The 24448-nt window shown below is 37.4% G+C and carries 25 protein-coding genes and 1 other annotated feature; of the genes, 1 reads left to right on the top strand and 24 read right to left on the bottom strand.

What is annotated here, in order from left to right; genetic code table 11:
• Positions 1-83 precede the first annotated feature (83 nt).
• Positions 84-338: a YbeF family protein gene (locus KI356_RS01290; RefSeq protein ID WP_212934617.1), complete on the top strand. Its 255-nt coding sequence runs from the start codon at positions 84-86 to the stop codon at positions 336-338.
• A gap of 68 nt (positions 339-406) precedes the next feature.
• Here KI356_RS01290 and pyrE read toward each other — a convergent pair whose 3' ends face one another.
• The 24 genes from pyrE to spoIIGA form a co-directional block, all read right to left on the bottom strand.
• Positions 407-1039 carry an orotate phosphoribosyltransferase gene (pyrE, locus tag KI356_RS01285; protein WP_000711455.1) on the bottom strand — a complete coding sequence of 211 codons (633 nt, stop codon included), beginning with the start codon at positions 1037-1039 and terminating at the stop codon, positions 407-409.
• Positions 1036-1752, bottom strand: coding sequence for an orotidine-5'-phosphate decarboxylase (gene pyrF / locus KI356_RS01280; RefSeq protein ID WP_000083510.1), 717 nt, complete (start codon positions 1750-1752; stop codon positions 1036-1038). The genes pyrE and pyrF overlap by 4 nt, the downstream gene beginning before the upstream one ends.
• Before the next feature lie 2 nt (positions 1753-1754).
• Positions 1755-2666 carry a dihydroorotate oxidase B catalytic subunit gene (gene pyrD / locus KI356_RS01275; protein ID WP_002121858.1) on the bottom strand — a complete coding sequence of 304 codons (912 nt, stop codon included), beginning with the start codon at positions 2664-2666 and terminating at the stop codon, positions 1755-1757.
• Positions 2663-3442 (bottom strand): dihydroorotate oxidase B electron transfer subunit, encoded by a 780-nt coding sequence (gene pyrK, locus KI356_RS01270; RefSeq protein ID WP_000983359.1) that lies wholly within the window; start codon positions 3440-3442, stop codon positions 2663-2665. The genes pyrD and pyrK overlap by 4 nt, the downstream gene beginning before the upstream one ends.
• Positions 3439-6657 carry a carbamoyl-phosphate synthase large subunit gene (gene carB, locus KI356_RS01265; protein WP_128281172.1) on the bottom strand — a complete coding sequence of 1073 codons (3219 nt, stop codon included), beginning with the start codon at positions 6655-6657 and terminating at the stop codon, positions 3439-3441. The genes pyrK and carB overlap by 4 nt, the downstream gene beginning before the upstream one ends.
• Positions 6642-7739 (bottom strand): carbamoyl phosphate synthase small subunit, encoded by a 1098-nt coding sequence (locus KI356_RS01260; protein WP_128281171.1) that lies wholly within the window; start codon positions 7737-7739, stop codon positions 6642-6644. Before KI356_RS01260 ends, carB begins: the two co-directional genes overlap by 16 nt.
• Positions 7736-9022, bottom strand: a complete 1287-nt coding sequence (gene pyrC / locus KI356_RS01255) for a dihydroorotase (protein WP_128281170.1) — start codon at positions 9020-9022, stop codon at positions 7736-7738. Before pyrC ends, KI356_RS01260 begins: the two co-directional genes overlap by 4 nt.
• Positions 9006-9920: an aspartate carbamoyltransferase gene (gene pyrB, locus KI356_RS01250; protein WP_002121866.1), complete on the bottom strand. Its 915-nt coding sequence runs from the start codon at positions 9918-9920 to the stop codon at positions 9006-9008. The genes pyrC and pyrB overlap by 17 nt, the downstream gene beginning before the upstream one ends.
• A gap of 148 nt (positions 9921-10068) precedes the next feature.
• Positions 10069-11361 (bottom strand): uracil permease, encoded by a 1293-nt coding sequence (gene uraA, locus KI356_RS01245; RefSeq protein ID WP_002121868.1) that lies wholly within the window; start codon positions 11359-11361, stop codon positions 10069-10071.
• Between the two features lie 146 nt (positions 11362-11507).
• Complete coding sequence (pyrR, locus tag KI356_RS01240; protein WP_001156489.1) at positions 11508-12050, bottom strand: bifunctional pyrimidine operon transcriptional regulator/uracil phosphoribosyltransferase; 543 nt, start codon at positions 12048-12050, stop codon at positions 11508-11510.
• Positions 12051-12253: 203 nt separating this feature from the next.
• The gene (locus tag KI356_RS01235) at positions 12254-13162 is read right to left on the bottom strand and encodes an RluA family pseudouridine synthase (RefSeq protein WP_212934616.1); all 909 of its coding nucleotides are present in this window, start codon (positions 13160-13162) and stop codon (positions 12254-12256) included.
• A 4-nt stretch (positions 13163-13166) separates the two neighbouring features.
• A complete protein-coding gene (gene lspA, locus KI356_RS01230; RefSeq protein ID WP_002111421.1) occupies positions 13167-13625 on the bottom strand; it encodes a lipoprotein signal peptidase LspA in 459 nt (152 codons plus the stop codon).
• 124 nt (positions 13626-13749) lie between these two features.
• The gene (locus KI356_RS01225) at positions 13750-14079 is read right to left on the bottom strand and encodes a TraR/DksA C4-type zinc finger protein (protein WP_002014715.1); all 330 of its coding nucleotides are present in this window, start codon (positions 14077-14079) and stop codon (positions 13750-13752) included.
• A gap of 156 nt (positions 14080-14235) precedes the next feature.
• Positions 14236-17001 (bottom strand): isoleucine--tRNA ligase, encoded by a 2766-nt coding sequence (gene ileS2, locus KI356_RS01220; RefSeq protein ID WP_128281168.1) that lies wholly within the window; start codon positions 16999-17001, stop codon positions 14236-14238.
• Positions 17002-17073: 72 nt separating this feature from the next.
• Positions 17074-17298 (bottom strand) — a binding site (T-box leader).
• A gap of 51 nt (positions 17299-17349) precedes the next feature.
• Complete coding sequence (divIVA, locus tag KI356_RS01215; RefSeq protein WP_001131609.1) at positions 17350-17856, bottom strand: septum site-determining protein DivIVA; 507 nt, start codon at positions 17854-17856, stop codon at positions 17350-17352.
• An 89-nt stretch (positions 17857-17945) separates the two neighbouring features.
• Positions 17946-18713 (bottom strand): YlmH family RNA-binding protein, encoded by a 768-nt coding sequence (locus KI356_RS01210; protein WP_128281167.1) that lies wholly within the window; start codon positions 18711-18713, stop codon positions 17946-17948.
• A gap of 15 nt (positions 18714-18728) precedes the next feature.
• The gene (locus KI356_RS01205) at positions 18729-18992 is read right to left on the bottom strand and encodes a YggT family protein (protein WP_002121879.1); all 264 of its coding nucleotides are present in this window, start codon (positions 18990-18992) and stop codon (positions 18729-18731) included.
• 6 nt (positions 18993-18998) lie between these two features.
• Positions 18999-19469: a cell division protein SepF gene (locus tag KI356_RS01200; protein ID WP_002014721.1), complete on the bottom strand. Its 471-nt coding sequence runs from the start codon at positions 19467-19469 to the stop codon at positions 18999-19001.
• Between the two features lie 19 nt (positions 19470-19488).
• Entirely contained in the window at positions 19489-20163 is a 675-nt protein-coding gene (locus KI356_RS01195) for a YggS family pyridoxal phosphate-dependent enzyme (protein WP_002121881.1), read from the bottom strand.
• A 5-nt stretch (positions 20164-20168) separates the two neighbouring features.
• Positions 20169-20978 carry a peptidoglycan editing factor PgeF gene (gene pgeF, locus KI356_RS01190; RefSeq protein ID WP_128281166.1) on the bottom strand — a complete coding sequence of 270 codons (810 nt, stop codon included), beginning with the start codon at positions 20976-20978 and terminating at the stop codon, positions 20169-20171.
• A 116-nt stretch (positions 20979-21094) separates the two neighbouring features.
• A complete protein-coding gene (locus KI356_RS01185; protein ID WP_033711972.1) occupies positions 21095-21373 on the bottom strand; it encodes a YlmC/YmxH family sporulation protein in 279 nt (92 codons plus the stop codon).
• Positions 21374-21666: 293 nt separating this feature from the next.
• Positions 21667-22446 (bottom strand): RNA polymerase sporulation sigma factor SigG, encoded by a 780-nt coding sequence (sigG, locus tag KI356_RS01180; protein WP_000197755.1) that lies wholly within the window; start codon positions 22444-22446, stop codon positions 21667-21669.
• Positions 22447-22603: 157 nt separating this feature from the next.
• Positions 22604-23323, bottom strand: a complete 720-nt coding sequence (gene sigE / locus KI356_RS01175; protein WP_002121888.1) for an RNA polymerase sporulation sigma factor SigE — start codon at positions 23321-23323, stop codon at positions 22604-22606.
• Between the two features lie 19 nt (positions 23324-23342).
• The gene (gene spoIIGA, locus KI356_RS01170; RefSeq protein WP_128281165.1) at positions 23343-24260 is read right to left on the bottom strand and encodes a sigma-E processing peptidase SpoIIGA; all 918 of its coding nucleotides are present in this window, start codon (positions 24258-24260) and stop codon (positions 23343-23345) included.
• Positions 24261-24448 lie beyond the last annotated feature (188 nt).

The raw sequence follows: 24448 nt of genomic DNA, 5'->3' as shown, positions 1-24448 counted from the left end.
TTAGCGAAATTATATTAGGAGAGTAATTCTTTTAAAACGTTTACGAGAAACAGATTACTTCAATTAGAAAAGGGGACATAACTATGAATGAATTGATTTTCTTCTTATTTCTTTGTCCATTACTTATCTTTATCGTTTCTGTTATTGGAACACGTAGAACAAAAACGTATTACGTAATGCCGATTGTAACGTTTGCTAGTTTTTTAATAATAGGTGTTATCGCCTTTACTCCAAAATTTTTCTTTTGGGTCGGTATGTACAGCATCTTCTCATTTATCGTTTCTTATATGACTCTATTGTTTGTAAGAGGGTATGAATATTATCAAAGTAGTAACTAATGATGACCATTACTATTTTTTATAAAAAAAGACGACTGCGTTTCCCCACGCAGTCGTCTTTTTTCGTGTTACGCTGTAACCCAAGCTTCGTCAGCTGGATTTTTACGCCACTCTTGTAATTTTTTCGTTTCAGCTTGTCCGATCATACCTTTTTCTGCTGCAACTTCAGTTAATGCACTGTAATCACTTAAAGAATATGATGCTACGTTTGCTGCTTCTAGTTTCTCTTTTCCTGACTCAAGCTCGTATGTGAAGATTGATACGATTCCTAATACTTCACAACCAGCTTCGCGAAGTGCCTCTACACATGTAATTGCACTACCGCCAGTTGAAATTAAATCTTCTACTACTACTACTTTTTGACCTTTTTCAGCTTTTCCTTCGATTTGATTCCCTTTACCGTGACCTTTTGCTTTACTACGTACGTAGCACATTGGTAAATCCATACGATCACTTACCCATGCAGCGTGCGCAATACCAGCAGTTGCAGTTCCTGCAATAACTTCTACAGTTGGGAAGTGCTCTTTAATTAACTCTTCTAATCCAGCTGCAATCGCTTGACGTACTTTTGGATAAGATAAAGTTAAACGGTTATCACAATAAATTGGTGATTTCATACCAGAAGACCATGTGAATGGATCATTCGGTTGTAAAAATACTGCTCCAATTTCTAATAAATGCGATGCGATTTCTTTTTTCATACTGTTACACCTTCCCACTGTTGTTTTACTGTTTTATACGCTTCAAGCGGATTTTCTGCTTTTGTAATACTACGTCCTACTACGATGTAGCTTGAACCAAGTTCCCTCGCACGTTTCGGTGTTGCAACGCGCACTTGGTCATTCACATCATCGCTTGCAAGACGAATCCCCGGTGTTACTGTTACAAATTCATTTCCGCATACTTCACGTAATTTCGGAACTTCAAGTGTTGAACAAACAACTCCATCAAGTCCACTTTCTTTCGTTAATTTTGCATAATGAGCAACCGCTTCTTCTAACGTTTTCTCGATGCCGATCTCTTTTTTCATCATAGCTTCCGAAGTGCTTGTTAGTTGTGTAACTGCAATACAAATCGGTCTCTCTTTTCCTTCTTGCTTACCTTCCTCTAATCCCTCAATCGCAGCTTTCATCATACTACTTCCCCCAGCAGCATGAACATTTACCATATCTACATCTAGACTAGCTAGGCTACGCATAGCGCTTTTTACTGTATTCGGAATATCATGAAGTTTTAAATCTAGAAAAATCTTATGTCCTTTTTCTTTTAAGTACGTAATAATTGCAGGACCCTCTTTGTAAAATAACTCCATACCAACTTTGACAAATAACTCTTCCCCTTCAAAGTGATGTAAGAATTGTTCTACCTCTTGTTTCCCTGGAAAATCTAGTGCAACAATTAGCGACTGTGACATACTTACTTCCAGCTCCTTCCTTGACATTCCGAAATGTGATCAAATCCTAATTCATCTAGTAATGCTGGTAATTCTTCAATAATTGTCGGACATACGAACGGATCGATAAAGTTCGCTGTACCTACTGCAACCGCGCTTGCACCAGCATAGAAGAATTCAATTACATCTTCCGCTGTTTCAATACCACCCATTCCGATAATCGGAATGTTAACCGCTTGACTTACTTCATGTACCATACGAATTGCTACTGGCTTAATCGCAGGACCTGATAATCCACCTGTACGGTTTGCTAAAATTGGTTTAGCTGTTTTTAAATCTAGACGCATACCAAGCAATGTATTAATCATCGTTAAACCGTCTGCACCTGCATTTTCAATCGCTTTTGCAATCTCCACAATGTTTGCCACGTTCGGTGACAACTTCACGTATACAGGTACTTCAGAAACCTCTTTTACTCGCTTCGTTAAATCAGCAGCAATTTCAGGATTTGTACCAAAGGCGATACCACCTGTTTTGACGTTTGGACAAGAAATATTTAATTCTAGTGCATGAACATTAGGTGCTTTTGAAATTTCCTTCGCAACCGCTACGTAATCTTCAGCTTGTGAACCAGCGACGTTTGCAATAATCGGAAGATCAAATTGTTCGAGAAAAGGTAATTCAGAATTCATTACCTTTTCTAATCCAGGATTTTGAAGCCCTATTGCATTTAGCATTCCACCTGGTGTTTCAGCAACACGAGGCGTTGGATTTCCATAACGAGGTTGTTCTGTCGTCGCTTTAATCATAATTGATCCAAGTACACTTAAATCATAAAACTGTGCATACTCACGACCAAATCCGAAGCAACCAGATGCTGGGATGATTGGATTTTTTAATGATAACCCTGGTAATTCAACTTGCAATCTGTTCATAATACAACCTCCCCGATTGGAAATACTGGTCCGTCGCTACACACCTTCTTGTAAGAATGTCCACTTGGATCTTCTTGTAAGTGGCATACACATGCGAAACAAGCTCCAATACCACAACCCATGCGTTCTTCTAATGAAATATAGGCTTTTTTCTCTTTATAACGTCCTTCTAATGCACGAAGCATCGCTAACGGACCACATGAATAAAGAATGTCAAAGTCAATTCCGTAATTATCAATTACATCTGTGACAAACCCTTTTGTACCGTGTGTACCGTCTACTGTCGCAACGTACGTATCACCAAGTTCTGCGAATTTTTCTTCATAGAAAACAACATCTTTCGTTTGAAAACCTAAGATGTGAATAACACGTACACCTTTTGCAACGAGGCGCTGTGATAATTCATAAAGTGGTGGTACCCCAATTCCCCCGCCTACTAGCAAAGCTGTTTGTCCAGCTTCCGCTTCTTCTACAGGAAAACCGTGTCCTAGTGGTCCTAGAACGTCTACCATTTCACCTTGTTTTCTAGTTGCTAATGTTTTTGTCCCTTGTCCTTCCGCACGATATAGCATTGTAAATTCGTTCTTCTCTTGATCGACATTACAAATACTAATTGGGCGGCGCAGAAGGGGCGCAATGCCCTCTGCTACCTTAATGTGTACAAACTGCCCTGGTTCGTTCATTTGCTGTACTAGAGTTCCTTGAAGCACTAATTCGTAAATGTTTTTTGCGATTTCTTTTTGATTAACGACGATCATATTTTGCTTTTGCATCATGCATGTACCACCTCGTGACGCTTTGTTTGCGTAATTTCTTTCATTGAATGAGCTGAGAATGTCATAGATTCTAATACTCGTAAGATTGCTCTCGTTGTATCAAGTGATGTTAAGCAAGCTACACCATTTTCTACTGATTCACGGCGAATGCGGAAACCATCACGCGCTGGTTGTTTGCCTTTTGTTAATGTATTGATTACAAACTGTGCTTTTCCTTGACGGATAATATCTAGTAAGTTATAGTCTTCAGAATCAATTTTGTTTACAACTTGTACTGGGATATTTTGCTCTGCTAACGATTGTGCTGTTCCAGCTGTTGCTAATAAGTTATAGCCGATTTCGTGGAAACGTTTTGCAATTTCCATCGCCTCTTCTTTATCTTTATCCGCTACAGTGATGATTACTGATCCGTGCGTTGGAATGTTAATTCCAGAAGCAACAAGTCCTTTATATAATGCTTTTTCAAGCGTCAAGTCTTTACCCATTACTTCCCCTGTTGACTTCATTTCAGGTCCTAATGTTGTATCAACTGAGCGTAATTTCGCAAATGAGAATACTGGTGCTTTTACATACACTTCTTTCTCTTCTGGGTGATAGCCAGTTCCATATCCTTGTTCTACAAGATTTTGGCCTAAAATTACTTTCGTCGCGACATTCGCCATCGGTACGCCTGTAATTTTACTTAAGAATGGTACTGTACGGCTCGCACGTGGGTTTACTTCAATTACGTACACTTCATCTTTGAATACTACAAACTGGATATTTAGTAATCCAATGATGTTTAAACCTTTTCCAAGTGCAATTGTATGTTCAATAATTTGTTCTTTCAGTTTTGCAGATAAGCTCTGTGGTGGATATACTCCAATTGAATCACCAGAGTGAACTCCAGCGCGTTCAATATGTTCCATAATACCTGGAATGAATACATTTTCACCGTCTGAAATTGCGTCTACTTCAATTTCTTTACCAACCATGTAACGGTCGATTAATACAGGATGCTCTGCGTGAACTTTAACTGCGTTTTTCATGTAGTGCAGTAATTCTTCTTGACGATATACGATTTCCATCGCACGTCCACCTAGTACGTAAGATGGTCTTACTAATACTGGGTAACCAATTTTGTCAGCGATTGCTACCGCTTGTTCTACAGTTGTTGCTGTTTTACCAACTGGTTGCGGGATACCTAATTGTGTTAATGCAGCTTCGAATTTATCACGATCTTCTGCACGGTCTAAATCTTCAAGTGATGTTCCTAAAATTTTCACACCGTGTTCTTCTAATTTCGCCGCTAAGTTAATTGCCGTTTGTCCACCGAACTGAACGATAACACCTTCTGGCTTTTCTAAATCAATGATGTGCATTACATCTTCTATTGTTAGTGGTTCAAAGTATAATTTGTCAGAAATACTGAAGTCTGTTGAAACTGTTTCTGGGTTGTTATTAACAATGATTGCCTCATATCCAGCTTCTTTAATTGCCCATACAGAGTGAACTGTTGCGTAGTCAAACTCAACACCTTGACCGATACGGATTGGACCAGACCCTAGTACAACCACACTCTTACGATCTGTTATAACCGATTCATTCTCGTCACCATATGTGCTGTAGTAGTAAGGTGTTGCAGATTCAAACTCCGCCGCACAAGTATCTACCATTTTATACACAGGAGTCATATTGCTTTCTTTACGTATATCGTAAATTTCGCGCTCTGTTTTGTTCCAAGCATTGGCAATGTAATGGTCACTGAAGCCCATTTCTTTCGCAGATTGTAACACTTCCATATTTCCTACATTCGCTTTTACTTCGCGTTCCATGTTTACGATGTTTTCAACTTTTTGTAAGAAGAAGAAGTCCATTTCACACCATTCGTTGATTTCTTCTTTCGTTACACCTTGACGGATCGCTTCTGCTACAACGAACAGACGCTCATCATCAGCTTTTATAATACGTTTTTTCATTGTCTCTTTATCAAGCTCTTTTAAATGCTCTAACTCTAGGTGATACACGCCAAGCTCTAAAGAACGAATCGCTTTTAGTAATGATTGTTCTAAGTTACGTCCGATTGACATAACTTCACCAGTTGCCTTCATTTGTGTACCAAGTGTTCTGTTTGCTGATTCAAACTTATCAAATGGCCAGCGTGGAATTTTTGAAACAACATAGTCTAATGCTGGCTCGAAGCAAGCGTATGTTTTTTGTGTTACTGGGTTTACAATTTCATCTAATGTTAAACCGACTGCAATTTTCGCCGCTAGCTTCGCAATTGGATATCCAGTTGCTTTAGATGCTAGTGCAGACGAACGACTCACACGTGGGTTTACTTCGATTACATAGTATTGGAAGCTATGTGGATCAAGTGCAAGCTGAACGTTACATCCACCTTCAATTCCTAATGCACGAATAATTCTTAATGAAGTGTTTCGTAACATTTGATATTCACGGTCACTTAATGTTTGGCTCGGTGCTACAACGATAGAATCACCTGTGTGAACCCCAACTGGATCGATATTTTCCATGTTACATACTACAATTGCGTTATCATTCGAATCACGCATTACTTCATATTCGATTTCCTTACAACCAGCAATACTCTTTTCTAATAGACATTGCGTTACTGGACTATGTTTTAATCCACCTGATACGATTTCAATTAGTTCTTCTTCATTACTACAGATTCCGCCACCTGTTCCCCCCATTGTAAATGCTGGGCGAACAATAACTGGATAACCAATTTCTTTTACAAATTCATGTGCTTCTTCTAGCGTATGAATAATCGTACTAGATGGAATTGGTTCATTTAATTCCTGCATTAATGTACGGAATAAATCACGATCCTCCGCTTGCTCGATTGCTGATAATTTTGTTCCTAAAATTTCAACTCCGCACTCTTCAAGTATGCCTGATTTCGCAAGTTCAACTGCCATATTCAGGCCTGTTTGACCACCTAATGTTGGTAGGATTGCATCTGGGCGTTCTTTACGAATAATACGGCTTACGAATTCTAGTGTTAATGGTTCTATATATACTTTATCTGCTGTTGCAGTATCTGTCATAATTGTTGCTGGGTTAGAGTTAACAAGGATTACTTTGTAACCTTCTTCTCTAAGAGATTGACAAGCTTGTGTACCAGAGTAATCAAACTCTGCTGCTTGCCCAATTACAATTGGTCCTGATCCGATTACTAAAATTGTGTTAATGTCTAGGCGTTTTGGCATAACTCTTCCCCTTCTTTCTTGAAGTTTTCAATCATTGCTAAGAAATCTTCGAATAAATCATTTGCATCTTCTGGTCCTGCAGAAGCTTCTGGATGGTATTGCACTGTAAATGCTGGGAACTTCGTATGACGAAGACCTTCTACTGTTCCGTCATTTAAAGCAACATGTGTAATTTCAAGTTCTGTATTTCCAACTGATTCTTCTTCAACTGCGTAACCATGGTTTTGAGATGTAATTGCTACTTTTCCAGTTGCAAGATTTTTTACTGGATGATTTAAACCACGGTGACCGAATTTTAACTTACTTGTATTTGCACCAGATGCTAGAGCAAACAATTGATGTCCTAAGCAAATTCCGAATAAAGGAACTTTACCGATAATATCTTGTAACATTTCAATTGCTTCTGGTACATCTTTTGGATCTCCAGGTCCATTACTTAACATAATTCCATCTGGGCTAAGGCGTAAAATCTCTTCTGCTGATGTATTGTAAGGTACTACAATTACATCACAGTCACGCTTATTTAATTCTCGTAAAATACCATGTTTCATTCCGAAGTCTACAAGTACAACACGATGACCACGGCCTGGGCTTGGATATGGATCTTTTGTTGATACGCGTTTCACGTGATCTGTAAAGACAGTTGCTTTCAATTGGCTAACGATGTCCTCTACATCCACATCCATATTGCAAAGACGTCCGCGTAAAGTTCCATATTGACGAATTTTTCTTGTTAATTTTCTCGTATCAATTCCTGCTAATCCTGGGATATTTCTTTCTTTCAAGTAATCATTTAACGAAATTTCATTACGAAAGTTTGATGGATGATCACAAATTTCGTTTACGATTAAACCATTTACAGATGGGTGAATTGATTCAAAATCATCACGGTTAATGCCGTAGTTTCCGATTAATGGATACGTAAATGTTACGATTTGACCGCAGTATGATGGATCAGATAAAGTTTCTTGATATCCAGTCATCCCAGTTGTAAATACAACCTCACCTGACTTTTCGATTTCTCCTCCGAAACCTTTTCCAATTAATACTGTTCCATCTTCTAAGATAAGTTGTCTTTTCATACTAATGCACTCTCCTTTTGCCATGCGATCTTACCACCAACGATTGTCATAACCGGCCAACCTTGGCATTTCCAACCTGCGAATGGTGTATTTTTCCCTTTTGATAAGAATGTTGTTGGATCAATTTCTTCTTCTTGTTCTAAATCAATAATTGTAATATCAGCTGTTCTACCTTCTGTTAGGCGCCCTGCTTCTAAACCGAATGTGTCAGCTGGTTTTTCTGTTAAGAATTGAATTAGTTGCTCTAATGTAATGATTCCTTTTTTCACAAGGTTCGTATATAAAAGCGGGAATGCTGTTTCAAAACCAGTAATTCCAAACGGTGCTCTTTCAATCCCTTGCGCTTTCTCTTCCGCTGTATGCGGTGCATGATCAGTTGCGATCATATCGATTGTTCCATCTAATAGTCCTTCAATTAACGCTGCGTGATCTTCTTTTCCACGAAGCGGTGGGTTCATTTTAAAGTTTGGATCAGCTGATGGGATATCATCTTCACATAATACTAAGTGATGCGGTGTTACTTCTGCTGTCACTTTAATTCCAGCTCGTTTTGCATCACGGATTACACGTACAGATCCTTTCGTACTTACGTGACATACGTGATAGTGACAATTTGCCGCTTCAGCAAGCAAGATATCCCTTGCAATATGTACAGATTCACATACTGATGGGATACCGTTTAATCCGTGTTTCTCAGAAAACTTCCCTTCATGTACACAACCTTTATTAATAAGTGTATTTTCTTCACAGTGTGCAACTACTGCCATATTCAGTTTCGCTGCACGCTTCATAGCAGCTAACATCATACTTGCATCTTGTACGCCTACACCGTCATCAGTGAAAGCAAATGCTCCAAGTTCTTTTAACGTTTCGAAATCTGTCATTTCAGAACCTGCTTGGCGTACTGTAATTGCTCCGTATGGTAGTACGTTGACATGTGCTTTTTCTTGAATACGTTTTTGCAGGTCTTCCATATGTTCTCTGCAATCTGGTACTGGGCGGGTATTTGGCATTGCGCAAATTGTAGTGAATCCGCCTTTTGCCGCTGCTAGTGTACCTGTTTCAATTGTTTCTTTATGTTCACCACCTGGTTCACGAAGATGAACGTGTACATCTACTAATCCAGGTGCGATTAACTTTCCATTTACATCGATTACTTCAGCATTATCTGCCGTAATATTTTCTGCTACTTTCGCAATTTTACCGTCTTGTACGAGAAGATCTGTTGCTACAATTTTTCCTTCTTCATTCATATAACGACCGTTTTTAAACAAATAATTCATGTTTCATTCCTCCTAATACATTTGGTAATGCGCGTTTTAGTACAGCCATTCTTACGTAGACCCCGTTTTCCATTTGCTTAAATATGCGTGAGCGTTCACACTCTACAAGTTCACTCGCAATTTCAACATCACGGTTTACAGGGGCTGGATGCATAATAATGCTTCCTTCTTTCATACGTTTTTCTCTTTCAACTGTTAACCCATGTTGCTCGTGATACTCTTTCATAATGTCTGTTTCATAATGGTCATGACGCTCATGTTGTACACGAAGTAACATCATCACATCCACTTCTGGAACAAGTTCATCTAAACTCTTGTACGTTCCAAATGTGTTCTCTTCATCTTTCCAATCTTCTGGGCTTGCAAAGTAAATTGTCGCGCCCAGTTTCGTTAATGCTTCTGCATTAGAACGTGCTACTCGGCTATGACGAACATCCCCAACTATTGCAATCTTCAAACCTTCAAATCTTCCAAACTCTTGTTTAATTGTTAGAAGATCGAGTAGACATTGCGTTGGATGATTTCCACATCCATCTCCAGCGTTCAAGATTGGGATATTCACCTGATCTTTTAATTCATCGAAGTAACGATCTTGCTCATGGCGGATGACTACCGCTTTTGTTCCGATTGATTCCAGTGTTCTTATCGTATCGTATAAAGTTTCTCCTTTTTGTACGCTAGATGAATCTGCTGAAAAGTCTAATACTTCAAGTCCTAATCTCTTCTCAGCAACTTCGAAGCTAAATCTCGTCCTCGTACTATTCTCAAAGAACAAGTTCGCAACAAATGTTTGCTCTGTCGTTTTTCTCTCTTTTCCATTCGCAAAATCTTCTGCGTCTTTTAGGATTTCTGAAATTTCTTGTTCCGATAATTCACTCATCGTTAACAAATGGCTCATCGTCATCCCTCATCTTTCTGTTTTTTATGATAACACCATTGAATTTATATAACAATAACTGTATAAAAATACCCTAGCCTTTTGAGACTAGGGTGCGTTAAAGTAGCCACCCTTTTCTGTCTCACAGGACTGAATTAAAAGGTTATTTCTATGAAGCAATCTGCTTAGATTGTTTTGTATGTTTTACTTGTTTTGTTTCTGGTAGTAGTAGATTTAATAGTACACCTACAATTGCTGCTAGTGCCATTCCTTCTACTTGGAACGATTCACCTACGTGTAGTACCGCCCCGCCAATACCGATTACTAGTATAACTGATGCAATCATTAAGTTTCGTTTGTCGCCTAAGTCTGTTTTATCATCTACCATCATGCGTAAACCGCTTGATGCGATTACACCGAATAGTAAGATTGATACACCACCCATAACCGGTGTTGGGATCGAATGAATCAGTGCTGAAATCTTCCCGATAAATCCAAACATGATTGCGAACACTGCTGAACCGATGAATAAGTATACACTGTATGCTCTCGTAATTGCTAGCACACCGATGTTTTCACCGTACGTTGTATTCGGTGGTCCTCCTATTAGTGATGCAATCAATGTCGCTACCCCATCACCGAAGATTGAACGATGTAAACCTGGCTTTTCAATTAAATCTCTTTTAATAACATTTCCAAGTACAATTTGATGTCCGATATGTTCTGAAATTGTTACAAGTGCAACTGGTACCATTAAGAGTACAATTTTCCATGAAAACTCTGGAGTATATGTTACAAACGGTACTGTGAAGTCTGGTATGACAAACCATTTTGCCTCAGCTACTGGCTTCAAATCTACTAACCCTTGGAAGTAAGCGAATATATACCCGCCGATGATTCCAAGTAGAACTGGTATGATACTGAAAAACCCTCTCCCGAATATGGAGCAAATGATTGTAATTGCTAATGTTACTAATGCTACTGAAAAGTGTGTAATGCTATACTTACCATCCGCACCGTTCATCGCCATGTTCACTGCTGTATGTGCTAAAGCTAAACCGATTACCATTACGACTGGTCCGACTACGATTGGCGGAAGTAATCTCATAATCCACTCTGACCCAGATTTCTTAATTCCGAGTGAGATTAAGATGTACACAAGTCCCGCAAGCATTCCTCCAAGCATCGCTGCTCCAGGTCCACCTGCTGTTTTTGCTGTAATAATTGGTGCAATAAAGGCGAATGATGATCCTAAATATGCTGGTACTTGACCTTTCGTTATTAGAAGAAACGCTAGCGTTCCTAATCCACTTGATATTAAAGCTACTGATGGATTCAGTCCTGTTAAAAACGGAACAAGCACTGTTGATCCAAACATCGCGAACAAATGTTGTATACTTAATAATAACCATTTTCCCGGTTTCGGTACTTCATGAATGTCTAACACTGGCTTTTGCTCCATTGTTACATCCTCCTTCAGTTTTAATTTTTGCAATAAAAAAACTCTTTGTGCCTGTGCACAAAGAGTCCTACACTTTCGTATGCCAAATTTGACATATGAAAGCCAAGACCCTTTGGCAGCCTCACAGGACTACATTTAAAAGGGCTTTACTTATCGTATATGCTTACTCGATCTTGTTGATCTGTCTCTTGCAAATCAACTTCGATACGCTCTTCACTTGATGTTGGAATGTTCTTTCCTACATAATCAGCGCGAATTGGTAATTCACGATGACCTCTATCAACAAGAACAGCCAATTGGATTTGTGATGGTCTACCTAAATCCATAAGAGCATCCATTGCTGCTCGAACTGTTCTTCCTGTATATAACACATCATCCACAAGGATAACTTTTTTCTTCGTAATATCTACAGGAATATCAGAACCTTTTACAAGTGGTTCTTTATGTTTCGATTGTAGTGTTAAATCATCACGATATAACGTAATATCTAACTCTCCTACTTCCATCTCTTTTCCTTCAATTTGACCAATTCGTTCTGCCAAACGTTGTGCAATAAAAATTCCACGTGTTTTTATTCCGACAAGAACACAATTATCGACACCTTTATTTCGTTCCACGATTTCATGACTAATTCGTGTTAAAGCGCGGCGAATCATTTGGTCATCTAAAACGACAGCTTTCTCTTGCATGCTCTACACCTCCAAGCTTTTTTCTTGCGTGAGAGTAATGGTATAAAAAAAGTCCTCTCAGCGTGTGCGAGAGGACTTTTGAAAAAAGGGTACAACATACCCTAAGTATTTCAAACCGTTACCTTCTCAACCTCACGGGGCTGTGTTAAAGGATCATTATTTAACTGTTGTCAGTATCTCAGTTTTCTTATGATTTGTCAATACTATTTCCGTAAAATATTTAGCGCTTCTTCAAACACTTCTGGAATCGGTGCCTCAAACTCAATATATTCACCAGTACGAGGGTGATTGAAACCTAAAATCCCTGCATGAAGTGCTTGTCCATTCATATCTAATGTTTTCTTCGGACCATACTTTGGATCCCCCGCAAGTGGATAACCAATATATTTCATATGAACACGAATTTGGTGTGTACGTCCCGTTTCTAAGCGGCATTCTACAAGTGTGAAATTCTTAAATCGCTCTAACACTTGGAAATGTGTAACTGCATTCTTACCATTTTCATCAACAGTCATACTTTGACGTTCTTTTTTATCACGACCAATTGGAGCATCAATTGTTCCTTTATCGTGTGGAATTACACCATGTACAATCGCTTTATAGCGTCTTGTTACTGTTTTTGCTACAAGTTGATTGACAAGTGATTCGTGCGCCATATCATTTTTAGCAACCATTAATAATCCAGATGTATCCTTATCAATACGGTGTACTATACCAGGACGCATTACACCGTTAATACCTGATAGGTCTGTACAATGATGCATAAGTCCGTTTACAAGCGTACCCTTCGTATGCCCTGGTGCTGGATGTACTACCATGCCACGCGGCTTATTTACAACTAGTACATCGGCATCTTCATAATAAACTTCTAAATTCATATCTTCCGGTTGAATATCTAACTCTTCTGGCTCGGGAATTGTTACTGTAATTTCATCATTTTCTTTTACTTTGTAATTCACTTTAACCGATTTCCCATTTACTGTCACAACATCATCTTTAATCCATTGCTGCACTTGTGAACGTGACCATTCACTGTTTATTTCTGCAACGAATTTATCAATTCGCTCGCTTTTTTGTTCTTCTGCAACTGTTACTTGTACTACTTCACTCATTCAATTACTCCTTCGTTTTCTTTCCTTCTAATACTGTTTGAATAATAATTAATACAACTCCAATACATAATGCTGAGTCAGCTATATTGAATACTGGATAGTTGTACGAGAAAATATACACGTGAATGAAATCCACTACTTCTTGTCTAAATACACGATCAATAAAATTGCCAATTGCTCCGCCTAAAATTAGACCTAATGAAATACCTAGAAGCTTGTCCGTTTTCGCATATTTTTTCATATAAAATACGATAAATACTACGAAAATGACTGTAATAATGTAGAAAAACCACATTTTATTTTCTAAAATACCCCAGGCAGCTCCTCTATTTCGATGTGATGTTATGTATAATACATTATCGATAATCGGAATGCTCGTACCCAATTCCATGTTCTTTACAATTAGCCACTTCGATATTTGATCGATGGCAATGACAAATAACGCTATTACATAATATATCATTTTCATTTCCCCCACAAAGACAGTGTACCTCAAAATTTTAGCATAGCTGCTATCTTTTCACAATGAACCTTTACGGAAGAATAAAATAAATTAAAAAAAGGTAACATAATATCGTTGTGCGTATTCATACATTTACCTTTTCATAGAAAAATTCATGAATAGTACGAGCAGTCGGCATTGTTTTCATTTGTTTTGTAGAAATCGCTCTTCCAGTTTCTTCACAAATACCATACATATCTATTTCCATTTTAAACAATGCACGTTCTACATCTTTTAAATCCTCTTTTATATCATGTAATAGCAATTTTTTCTTTGTCTCTTCCTTTATTTCGTATCCAAGTTCTTGCCCAAATTCCATATAGTATGTGTGCATTACTTCTTTCGCCAGTCTATCTTGCAACTCTTTTCTCATCAATTGCAATTCTTCTTTTATTTCCATATAAATTTCATTCACGTGTACATTCCTCCCAGCTGCAATGTACAATTAGTGTGTCCGAAATTTCTACGCTTACCTCACACACATTTTTCCTTCATAGGAAAGAGAGCGAAAATTATTTCGATATACCATCAACAAAAAACTGACTGCTATTATGAGCAGTCAGTTTTTTCATTATTTTACATAGTTTTCTTTAACAACCGTTGCACAACGCTCACATAATGTTTCATGTTCCGCATCTTTACCAATTGTTTCTGAAACAACCCAACAACGTTCACATGTGTCACCCGTTGCCTGAGCTACAACAACCGCTGTATGCTCATACTTAGGCGCTTCTACTGGCGCTTCTTCTATCATACCACCAAGTTTATACTCAGAAACGATAAATAGTTGCTTTAAGTCTTCACTAATAGACTCTAACATAGCTTTCATTTCTGCAGTCGGATATAGTGTAATACTTGCATTTAATGACTTACCAATTACTTTTTCATTACGAGCGACTTCTAAAGCTTTTAATACATCATCACGTAACGTCATAAATGCATCCCATTTTGTTTTTAACGCTTCAGCACCATCTACTTCTACAACTTCTGGCATATTAGTTAACTGTACGCTTTCTTCTTCTGCACCAGGAATATAAGGCCATACTTCATCAGCCGTATGAGGTAAGATTGGTGTTACAAGTTTTGTTAATGCAACAAGAACATCATATAATACAGTTTGAATTGCACGACGATCTTCGTGGTTTGCACCTTCAATGTATAAAATGTCTTTTGCAAAGTCTAAGTAGAATGAACTTAAATCAATTGTACAGAAGTTATGGATTGCGTGATATACTGCCGCGAAGTCATATGTTTCATATGCTTCTTTTACTTTTGTAATTAAGTCATTTAATTTCACTAACATGTAACGATCTACTTCACGAAGTTCAGCAGTTGCCACAGTATTTTCACTTGGCTTAAAGTCGTCTAAGTTTCCTAATAAGAAACGGAATGTGTTACGGATTTTACGATACACTTCTGCTACTTGTTTTAAAATATCATCCGAAATACGTACGTCAGATTGATAGTCAACAGAAGATACCCATAAGCGTAAAATGTCTCCGCCTAATTGATCCATAATTTTCTTCGGTACGACGATGTTTCCAATCGACTTACTCATTTTACGTCCTTCACCATCTAATACGAAACCATGGCTTAGTACGCCTTTATATGGCGCTTTACCTGTTACAGCAACTGCTGTTGATAATGAAGAGTTAAACCAACCACGATATTGGTCAGATCCTTCTAAATATAAATCAGCTGGACGTTGTAAGTCATCGCGCTCTTCTAATACCGCTTGGTGAGAAGAACCTGAGTCGAACCATACATCCATGATGTCTGTTTCTTTACGGAATTCACCATTTGGGCTACCTGGATGTGTAAATCCTTCTGGTAATAGATCTTTCGCTTCACGCTCAAACCATACGTTAGAACCGTGTTCACGGAATAAATCTGCTACGTGGTTAATTGTTTCATCCGTAATAATTGGATCACCATTCTCAGCATAGAATACAGGAATTGGCACACCCCATGCACGCTGACGAGAAATACACCAGTCACCACGGTCACGAACCATGTTATGAAGACGAGTTTCGCCCCATGCTGGTACCCATTTTGTTTCCGCAACAGCTTCTAATAACTCTTTACGGAATGCTTCAATAGATGCAAACCACTGTGCTGTCGCACGGAAAATAATAGGTTTTTTCGTTCTCCAATCATGTGGATATGAATGCGTAATGAATGTTAGTTTCAGTAACGCGCCTACTTCTTCTAATTTTTCTGTAATTGGCTTGTTAGCTTTATCATAGAATAAGCCTTCAAATCCAGGTGCTTCCTCTGTTAATACACCTTTATCGTCAACTGGGCAAAGTACTTCTAAGCCATACTTTTTACCAACAATGAAGTCATCTTCCCCGTGTCCTGGTGCTGTATGAACACAACCTGTACCTGCATCTGTTGTTACGTGATCTCCTAGCATAACTAATGAATCACGATCGTAGAATGGATGTTTTGCAACTGTATACTCAAGCTCGCTACCTTTTACCGTTTTCACAACTTCAGCGTTTTCCCACTCTAACGTTTTTGCAACTGTCTCAAATAGTTCAGAAGCAATAATATATTTTTCATTATTTACTTTCACGATGCTGTATTCAAGTTCTGGGTGAACAGAAATACCTAAGTTCGCTGGTAATGTCCAAGGTGTTGTTGTCCAGATAATGAATTTCTCATCGCCTTCTAATACGTTCTTTCCGTCTTTTACAGGGAATGCTACGTAAATAGATGCTGATTTTTTATCTTGATATTCAATTTCAGCTTCTGCTAAAGCTGATTCACTCGTTGGAGACCAGTAAACTGGTTTTTGCCCTTTATAGATATAACCTTTTTTCGCCATATCACCAAACACTTTAATTTGTTGTGCTTCATAAGCTGGCTCTAAAGTAATATATGGATTATCCCAATCTGCACGTACACCTAGACGTTTAAATTGTTCACGTTGACGTTCTACTTGCTCATATGCATACTCTGCGCATAACTTACGGAACTCAGCAACTGTCATTTCTTTACGTTTTACACCTTTATTCGTTAAAGCTTGTTCAATCGGTAAACCGTGTGTATCCCAACCTGGTACATATGGTGCACTAAAACCAGTCATTGATTTATAGCGAACAATAAAGTCCTTTAATACTTTATTTAATGCATGTCCCATATGAATGTCACCATTCGCATATGGAGGTCCATCATGCAATACAAATAAAGGACGACCTTTCGTATGTTCTTGCACTTTTTCATAAATATTCATTTCAGCCCATTTTTCTTGCATTGCAGGCTCACGTTTCGGTAAATTCCCACGCATCGGGAATTCTGTTTTTGGCATTAGTAATGTATTTTTGTACTCCATGCTCAATTCCTCCTTAAATATATAAACGACAGACCTTAAAAAAGGGAATAAAAAAGAGACCTCTCATCCCCAAAAAGGGACGAGAAAGTCTCCCGCGGTACCACCCTAGTAGACCATATACAAATGCATAAGGTCCTCTTTATATTCTTAACGCGAATATACGCCTACGCTTACTAAATTTGTTCAGCGCGGAACTCCAGGGTGATATTCCCATTATCTCCTTATCCTGAGCTTACACTATCCTCAGTTCGCTATATAAGGTATGAAAAAGGTACTTATCCCTATCTTCGTTTTTCTTAATAAATATGTTGTTTAAAATTATATGTAATAATGAGAAAAACGTCAAGCTTACACTGTTTCTTCTTTTTTCAACAGCTCGTCCACTTCGTCTTCTAACTCAATTAGTTTATCCCAATCATCGTTGTTTAACATTTCAAGTTGTGTTTCTAATAACATACGGAAACGAGTTCGGAATACTTTCGCTTGTTTCTTCAACTCTTCAATATCAAAAGCAACTTTTCTTGATTTCACTAACGCTTCGTTAATGATACGATCTGCATTCTTTTCAGCTTCACGTACAATTAATTTCGCTTCTTTTTGTGCATTACGCTTCACTTCTTCAGCAGCTTCTTGTGCGACAATGATAGATTTGTTCAGCGTGTCTTCAATATTAGAAAAATGATCTAACTTTCCTTCTAATTGTGCAACCTTTTCTTCTAAAGCTTTTTTCTCACGAATGACTAATTCATAATCTTTGATGATTTGATCAAGAAATTCATTTACTTGATCTTCATCGTAGCCACGGAATCCGCGACCAAATTCTTTGTTATGAATGTCTAATGGTGTTAACGGCACAACGCCACCTCCAAATAGTTATCTAAATTTCCTCTTTCAATTATATCTTTTCTTCGACAAAATAGGAGGATTTCCTTCTAAAAAACCAATCATTTTAGTATACCATACAAAATTCTCCATTTGTCGCGTTTTGTTCTACCTTCTACAGAAAATAATTTACTTCGTCCATACCCTCTCACTGAATAAACATCTCCTGGATAACATTCATAAGAAGTTTGCTCTACTGTTTTCCAATTGACTTTTACTAGTCCATTTTTTATGAGAGGTTGTACTTTCTGCCTAGATATATGTAGCATTTCAGCTAATAAAACATCTAGCCGCAGTGACGAAACAGTCCCAGATTTTTCTCCCCATTTTTCACTTACCTGCAATATTTTCTCTACTTGTATAGGAGAGAGTGTAACTTTCATTTTCCCTATTGATTGTAAGTTCATTTCAATATAAGATACAACTTCTTTTGCAACTGCAATTTGGGCACGATCTTCTTGAAGCAAAATATCACCACATTTTTCCCTTGTTAAACCAAGCGACATGAATGCACCTAATATTTGCCTATGTTCTAGCGTGAAAAACTTGGAAGGATAGTCAATTTCTAATACTTCTACTTGAAATTCCTCTTCATTTAATTCTAGATAATCTGGATAAATTAGTGCTCTTTTTCGTTCGGATTCAGGCATCACACCATCAAAGCGTACAGCTACATCTCCTTGCCCTATTACCATAGAAACAATTTGTTGCTGTCTTGGATCAAGAAAATCTGTTAACTTGACTTGATGGTACTCAGCAGCCTGTTTCCACTCTAATACTTTATCCACAAAGACCTCTTCATCAGGTCTAAAATGCTCGTAGATGCTCATGTATTTAACCTCACACTATAAAAAATAGTTGAATAAACTCACTAAACCACCTCTAGCAAGTTTCAAGGCAATAATAGCAACAAGTGGAGAAATATCAATCATACCAAATGGTGGAATAAACCTCCTAAACGGCTCTAAATACGGTTCACAAATACGTGCAAGAAAATCTCCAAAAGCTGATTCCTTTGCTCCAGGAAACCATGATAGGAGAATGTAAATAATTAGTGCCCACGAGTAAATCTCGATAGCAGTAACTAACACTGTTAAAATTGTTGTCATGGCGTATTACCACCTCTTTATATTTGTCTCTTCTTCTTCACCGAATAACTCTGAAATCGCACCAACGATATCAACATTTTCAGGTGTACACATAAATGTTTTCGGGCCTATTTTTTGAATATCCCCGCCTATAGCGTATACAGTACCACTTAAAAAGTCAACGATACGTACAGCTTGATCTGTAGACATTCTTTGCAAATTAATTACAACAGCTCGTCTACCTTTTAAGTGATCCGAAATGCCTTGTGCTTCCGAATATGTGCGTGGTTCTAGTAAAACAACTTTTGAAGATTGCTTCGCTGTTTCAATACTCACTACATTTTGCTTCGGTTGCACTTTCGCAAACGGAACATCTTGTTGTTCTGGGGGATCTTGTTGCTTTTTCATGTCTGTTTGCTCCTTTTCATAACTATATTGAGCTGCTTCTTTTTCTTCCGGTGTGTCAAAAAAGAAGTATTTTACTTTTGACCAACTCATAATAACTTTCTCCTTCCTCTTACGCTTTTCCTACTAAAACCGTTCCCAAACGAATATATGTAGCGCCTTCCTCAATTGCAATCGTGTAATCATTTGACATTCCCATTGATAACTCTTTACATGGTGCATGTAATAATTCTAGCTCCTGCACCTCTGTTTGTAGCATTCGCAATTCCTTAAAGCAGCGACGGATTTCTTCCTCTTCTCCTGTAAACGGAGCCATTGTCATTAATCCTACCACTTCAATCTTATCCAATTCTTGTAAACTTTGAATAAAAGAAATTGTTTCTTCTATCGCCAATCCTTGCTTTGATTCTTCAGATGATGTTTTCACTTGAATAAAGCATTTAACTTTCTTATCAGCACGTTTTTGAATTTCTTTTGCAAGCGAGAGACGATCTAATGAATGTAAATAATCAATCTCATTAATGATTTCTTTTACTTTTCTCGTTTGCAATGAGCCAATAAAATGCCAATTCACTTTTGAACCGAAATGCTCGTATTTTTGTAAGAAACCTTCATTTCTATTTTCACCTAAATCAATAATTCCCGCTTCAATTACTTCGCTTGTTTTTTCAATTCCTACAGTTTTTGTAACTGCAACGAGCTTAATATCTTTCATCGAACGTCCAGCTCGTGCACAAGATTCTTTAATTGTTTCGTTTACAGCTGCTAAATTCCCTTGCACTGTCACTTGCTTCACTCCCCCTTAAAACCTATGAAACTCAACATTCTCCCCGTCTTACCTTGATCACGACGATGAGAGAAAAATAATTGTTCTTCACAGCTTGTACAAAGAGATGACATTACAATATGTTCTTCTTTTATGCCTGCTTGTACACATAATATACGATTAACTTCTTTTAAATTAATTGCATACTGACCATCAGAAATTACTTTATGAGGAACAGATCCGTTTACTACTTGCTGTGCTGCTGTTAATACACGATCATCAACAACATAACAACACGATCCGATTGCAGGACCAATTGCGACATGAATCTCATCACTTGAAACACCTTCTGCATTCCACTTTTGAATCATTTCTTTCGCAATCTCTGTTACAGTCCCTTTCCATCCAGCATGCGCAAGTCCTATCATACCATGTGATGGTGCATAAAAATAGAGTGGAACACAATCCGCGTAACAAGATGTTAAGAGTACATCTGTATTAGTTGTATAAATGCCATCCGTTTTTGGAATACCGTCTTCATATGAATAGACGCCTTTTCCTTTTTCTTGTTGCCCTACTTTTTCAACATGATGATCATGAACTTGTTCAGAACAAATCCATTTTTCTAATGGTTTTTGTAACTTATCCGCTAAAATGCGTCTGTTTTCATGAACATTCTCCACGTTATCATTCACATGTAATCCTAAATTCATCGCATGAAAGGAGCCTGTACTTACCCCACCATCTTTTGTCGTAAATCCAGCAGTAATGTTTCCAAGTTCTTTCCACGCTTGTATATACAGTATACCGTCCACATATTTAAATGGTTCTCTCATAAAGGGCTCCTTTTAATTAAAATAACAGAAAAAAGCATGGTACTTCCTGTCTATTTTACCATACTTTTATTTTTTCATAATGCCAACAGAAAAAAAAGAGGAATTTGTAATATTCTTTATGAAATTGTCGGTGTTTGTATTGATTCTGTTACAGAATTAACATGATCTACTTTTACAAGTATGACATCTTCTCCAATTTTCATAATTTGTTCCCATGGAATTACTAATTCTACTTCCTTCCCAAAGAGTCCAAGCATTCGTGCCTGCTTAGAAATAATAACCGCCCTAATCTTTCCTGTGTCTATATCAATATCAATATCTCCAATATTCCCAAGCCTCTTTCCATCTGAAACATTTACAACATCCTTCATTTGAAACTCCGAAATCCGTATCATATTCATCCTCTCCCTTATATCATGAATCGTAAGTACGCTCTCAAATAAAGTAAAACCTTAATCAGCGGGATTTCCCCCATCCCTACTGATTATTAACCCATGCTAATCGGACTTTTACGGGCAGTTCCCACTTCCATCTAACTTTTTACTTCAGCCTAATTTTGAAGCGGATAAACAGTATATAACCGCTACTAATAGAACATTCATTTTATTTTCATTATATGAACCTACCCACTCTACTATGAGCGCAAAATATTATATATAAAAAGGCCTCACCATAACTGGTGAGAGCCTTATCCTTGAATCGTCTTATTCATTTGCTTAATAGCAGACTTCTCCAAACGTGATACTTGCGCTTGAGAAATCCCAATTTCTTCGGCAACTTCCATCTGTGTCTTTCCTTGGAAGAAACGTTTTCGAATAATCATTTTTTCACGATCATTTAAACGCTTCATTCCTTCTTTCAACGCCAGTTCTTCAACCCACTGCTCGTCCTTTTGTTTTTCATCACTTAATTGATCCATAACAAAGATAGGATCTCCTCCATCGTTATAAATCGGTTCAAATAATGAAACCGGATCTTGAATCGCATCTAGTGCAAAAACAATCTCTTCATGTGTCACTTCAAGAACTTTCGCAATATCCATTGCTGTTGGTTCTTTTGAATTTTCAGCAATCAACTTTTCTCTTACTTGCAATGCTTTATACGCAATATCGCGTAATGAGCGAGATACGCGAATTGGATTGTTATCACGCAAATATCTGCGTATTTCCCCAATAATCATCGGCACAGCATACGTTGAAAATTTAACATTTTGGCCTAAATCAAAGTTATCAATGGATTTCATAAGTCCAATGCAGCCGACTTGAAATAAATCATCAACATATTCTCCTCTGTTATTAAATCTTTGGATGACGCTCAGTACAAGACGTAAGTTTCCATTCACTAATTTCTCTCTTGCGCTTATCTCTCCACTTTGCATTTCACGAAATAATTTACGCATCTCTTCATTTTTTAGTACTGGAAGTTTAGCTGTATCAACACCGCAAATTTCTACTTTGTTTCTCGTCAAAGTGTTCCCTCCTATCGGGAGTTGCTGTACAGTGTAAAGTATTTCCTTTGAAGGGGATTTTATGCATATGCTTTTCTCATCATTTTTCATAAACGTTACATTTCCTAATGCAACAAAAGAGAATAAGACCAGCCTGGATCCAGGCTGGTCTTATTCTTCACACCATTTTATTAAATTCTTTTCGCAATCTTTTTATAATTCTTTTTTCCAAACGAGAAATATAAGACTGTGAAATTCCAAGCATATCAGCCACGTCTTTTTGTGTCTTTTCTTCTTCACCAGCGAGCCCAAACCGTAGCTCCATAATTTGTTTTTCACGATCATTTAATTGATGCAATGCTTTCATTAAAAGATGACGATCTACAGTAGCTTCTAAATCTTTTGTAATAATGTCATCATCTGTACCTAAAACATCTGATAATAACAGTTCATTTCCATCCCAATCTATATTAAGCGGTTCATCAAAAGAAACTTCCGAACGGTTTTTATTATTTCGACGCAAATGCATTAAAATCTCATTTTCTATACAACGAGATGCATATGTTGCTAATTTTATTTTCTTTTCTGGATTAAATGTATTCACTGCCTTAATAAGACCAATTGTTCCTATACTAATCAAATCCTCAATATTGATCCCTGTATTTTCAAATTTTCTTGCTATATATACAACAAGCCGTAGGTTACGTTCAATAAGCATCGACCTTGCAGCTTGATCTCCATTTGGTAATTTATTCAAAAGAACTGCCTCTTCTTCTTTCGTTAACGGCGGTGGCAACGCTTCACTTCCGCCAATATAATAAATTTCATCGGTCTTAATTCCTAATTTCAGCAATACTTTATACCAAAGGTATACCAAATAAAATTTAAATTTCACCATATTATCCCGCCTCTCATAATTAAGCAATTACCATCTTTTGCGAAATCAACATTTTCGGATGTACAATGCATTGATACTCTCCATTGGTAGATAATTGTTGTGTATTTAATCCAATCAGTACTTTGTTTACAACAACCAAACTCCCTTCATGATAAACTTGCACACAATCTGGCTTAATTGCCCATAAAAATTGATTCTCTACTCCTACTGCTCGGAAAGGAATTAAACGCAGTTTCGTCGCCCATCCGAAATCATTTTCTGGTATTTGAGGAATTTCTATTTTGGAATAAATTTGTTCTGTTAACCAAGTTGGCAAACAATGTTCTAATGATGAAATATGCATAATCATAACGGGTGTTTTTGTTAACGGGTCATAAAGTTGGTTCCCACTATCAATTAGACCTGCTAGTTCTAGTTCCTCTCCAGCTAATTGAATTTTCACTTTCACGATTTGATCATAGTGTATCTTTGTGACCTCTACGCTTTCTATACGCTTTTTAGAAAAATAATAAATTACTGGAAAACCAAAAATAACAAACAACCAACTAATTGGATCACCGTAAGAAACTGATTTAGATTGAACTAACCCATTTACCATTTCGTTCGTTTGCAAAAAGTAATGCGTTCCAATTAATCCTCCACCAACCATAAAGGTTACAAAATAGAAAGTAAAAACAGTTTGTGTATAATTTCTAAATGTTGAAAACCCAAATGCTGTATACACAATAAGTAACGAGTACAATAGTTTCATAATTGGATGTGTCATCATAGAAGCAAAAGGCGTAAAGGCGAAAATAACAATAGTTGAACCTATAAATGCCCCTAACACAAGCCTCCATCTTTTGATTCTCTTTTTTAACACGGTGGCTGTTAATAAAAGTAAAAGAAAATCAATGCAGGCGTTTAACAACCAAACAATGTCGGCGTAAACAACCAAACAATTCACCTCTTTTTTTAAGTTGAGACTAGTATAATGCATATCCAATAGGAAAGTGTGTCAATTGGTGGAGGGGTTTTTTTGTTATTTTGTGATTTCTAGACATAATCTGTCGTTAAAAAATAAAAGTGTATTTTTCATAGAATAATATAAATTTCTTACTTATATACATAATAATTGAATTATAT

Source organism: Bacillus hominis (assembly GCF_018332515.1).
Lineage (GTDB): Bacteria > Bacillota > Bacilli > Bacillales > Bacillaceae_G > Bacillus_A > Bacillus_A hominis.
Note: the sequence above shows the minus strand (reverse complement) of the source record. Positions and strands in the feature narration are given on the sequence as shown.

Excerpts from the sequence above, each read along its gene's own strand:
- KI356_RS01290 (WP_212934617.1), top strand. The coding sequence starts at position 84 with ATGAATGAATTGATTTTCTTCTTATTTCTTTGTCCATTACTTATCTTT.
- pyrE (WP_000711455.1), bottom strand. The coding sequence starts at position 1,039 with ATGAAAAAAGAAATCGCATCGCATTTATTAGAAATTGGAGCAGTATTT.
- pyrF (WP_000083510.1), bottom strand. The coding sequence starts at position 1,752 with ATGTCACAGTCGCTAATTGTTGCACTAGATTTTCCAGGGAAACAAGAG.
- pyrD (WP_002121858.1), bottom strand. The coding sequence starts at position 2,666 with ATGAACAGATTGCAAGTTGAATTACCAGGGTTATCATTAAAAAATCCA.
- pyrK (WP_000983359.1), bottom strand. The coding sequence starts at position 3,442 with ATGATGCAAAAGCAAAATATGATCGTCGTTAATCAAAAAGAAATCGCA.
- carB (WP_128281172.1), bottom strand. The coding sequence starts at position 6,657 with ATGCCAAAACGCCTAGACATTAACACAATTTTAGTAATCGGATCAGGA.
- KI356_RS01260 (WP_128281171.1), bottom strand. The coding sequence starts at position 7,739 with ATGAAAAGACAACTTATCTTAGAAGATGGAACAGTATTAATTGGAAAA.
- pyrC (WP_128281170.1), bottom strand. The coding sequence starts at position 9,022 with ATGAATTATTTGTTTAAAAACGGTCGTTATATGAATGAAGAAGGAAAA.
- pyrB (WP_002121866.1), bottom strand. The coding sequence starts at position 9,920 with ATGAGCCATTTGTTAACGATGAGTGAATTATCGGAACAAGAAATTTCA.
- uraA (WP_002121868.1), bottom strand. The coding sequence starts at position 11,361 with ATGGAGCAAAAGCCAGTGTTAGACATTCATGAAGTACCGAAACCGGGA.
- pyrR (WP_001156489.1), bottom strand. The coding sequence starts at position 12,050 with ATGCAAGAGAAAGCTGTCGTTTTAGATGACCAAATGATTCGCCGCGCT.
- KI356_RS01235 (WP_212934616.1), bottom strand. The coding sequence starts at position 13,162 with ATGAGTGAAGTAGTACAAGTAACAGTTGCAGAAGAACAAAAAAGCGAG.
- lspA (WP_002111421.1), bottom strand. The coding sequence starts at position 13,625 with ATGATATATTATGTAATAGCGTTATTTGTCATTGCCATCGATCAAATA.
- ileS2 (WP_128281168.1), bottom strand. The coding sequence starts at position 17,001 with ATGGAGTACAAAAATACATTACTAATGCCAAAAACAGAATTCCCGATG.
- KI356_RS01210 (WP_128281167.1), bottom strand. The coding sequence starts at position 18,713 with ATGAGCATCTACGAGCATTTTAGACCTGATGAAGAGGTCTTTGTGGAT.
- KI356_RS01205 (WP_002121879.1), bottom strand. The coding sequence starts at position 18,992 with ATGACAACAATTTTAACAGTGTTAGTTACTGCTATCGAGATTTACTCG.
- KI356_RS01200 (WP_002014721.1), bottom strand. The coding sequence starts at position 19,469 with ATGAGTTGGTCAAAAGTAAAATACTTCTTTTTTGACACACCGGAAGAA.
- pgeF (WP_128281166.1), bottom strand. The coding sequence starts at position 20,978 with ATGAGAGAACCATTTAAATATGTGGACGGTATACTGTATATACAAGCG.
- KI356_RS01185 (WP_033711972.1), bottom strand. The coding sequence starts at position 21,373 with ATGATACGGATTTCGGAGTTTCAAATGAAGGATGTTGTAAATGTTTCA.
- sigE (WP_002121888.1), bottom strand. The coding sequence starts at position 23,323 with ATGGTGAAATTTAAATTTTATTTGGTATACCTTTGGTATAAAGTATTG.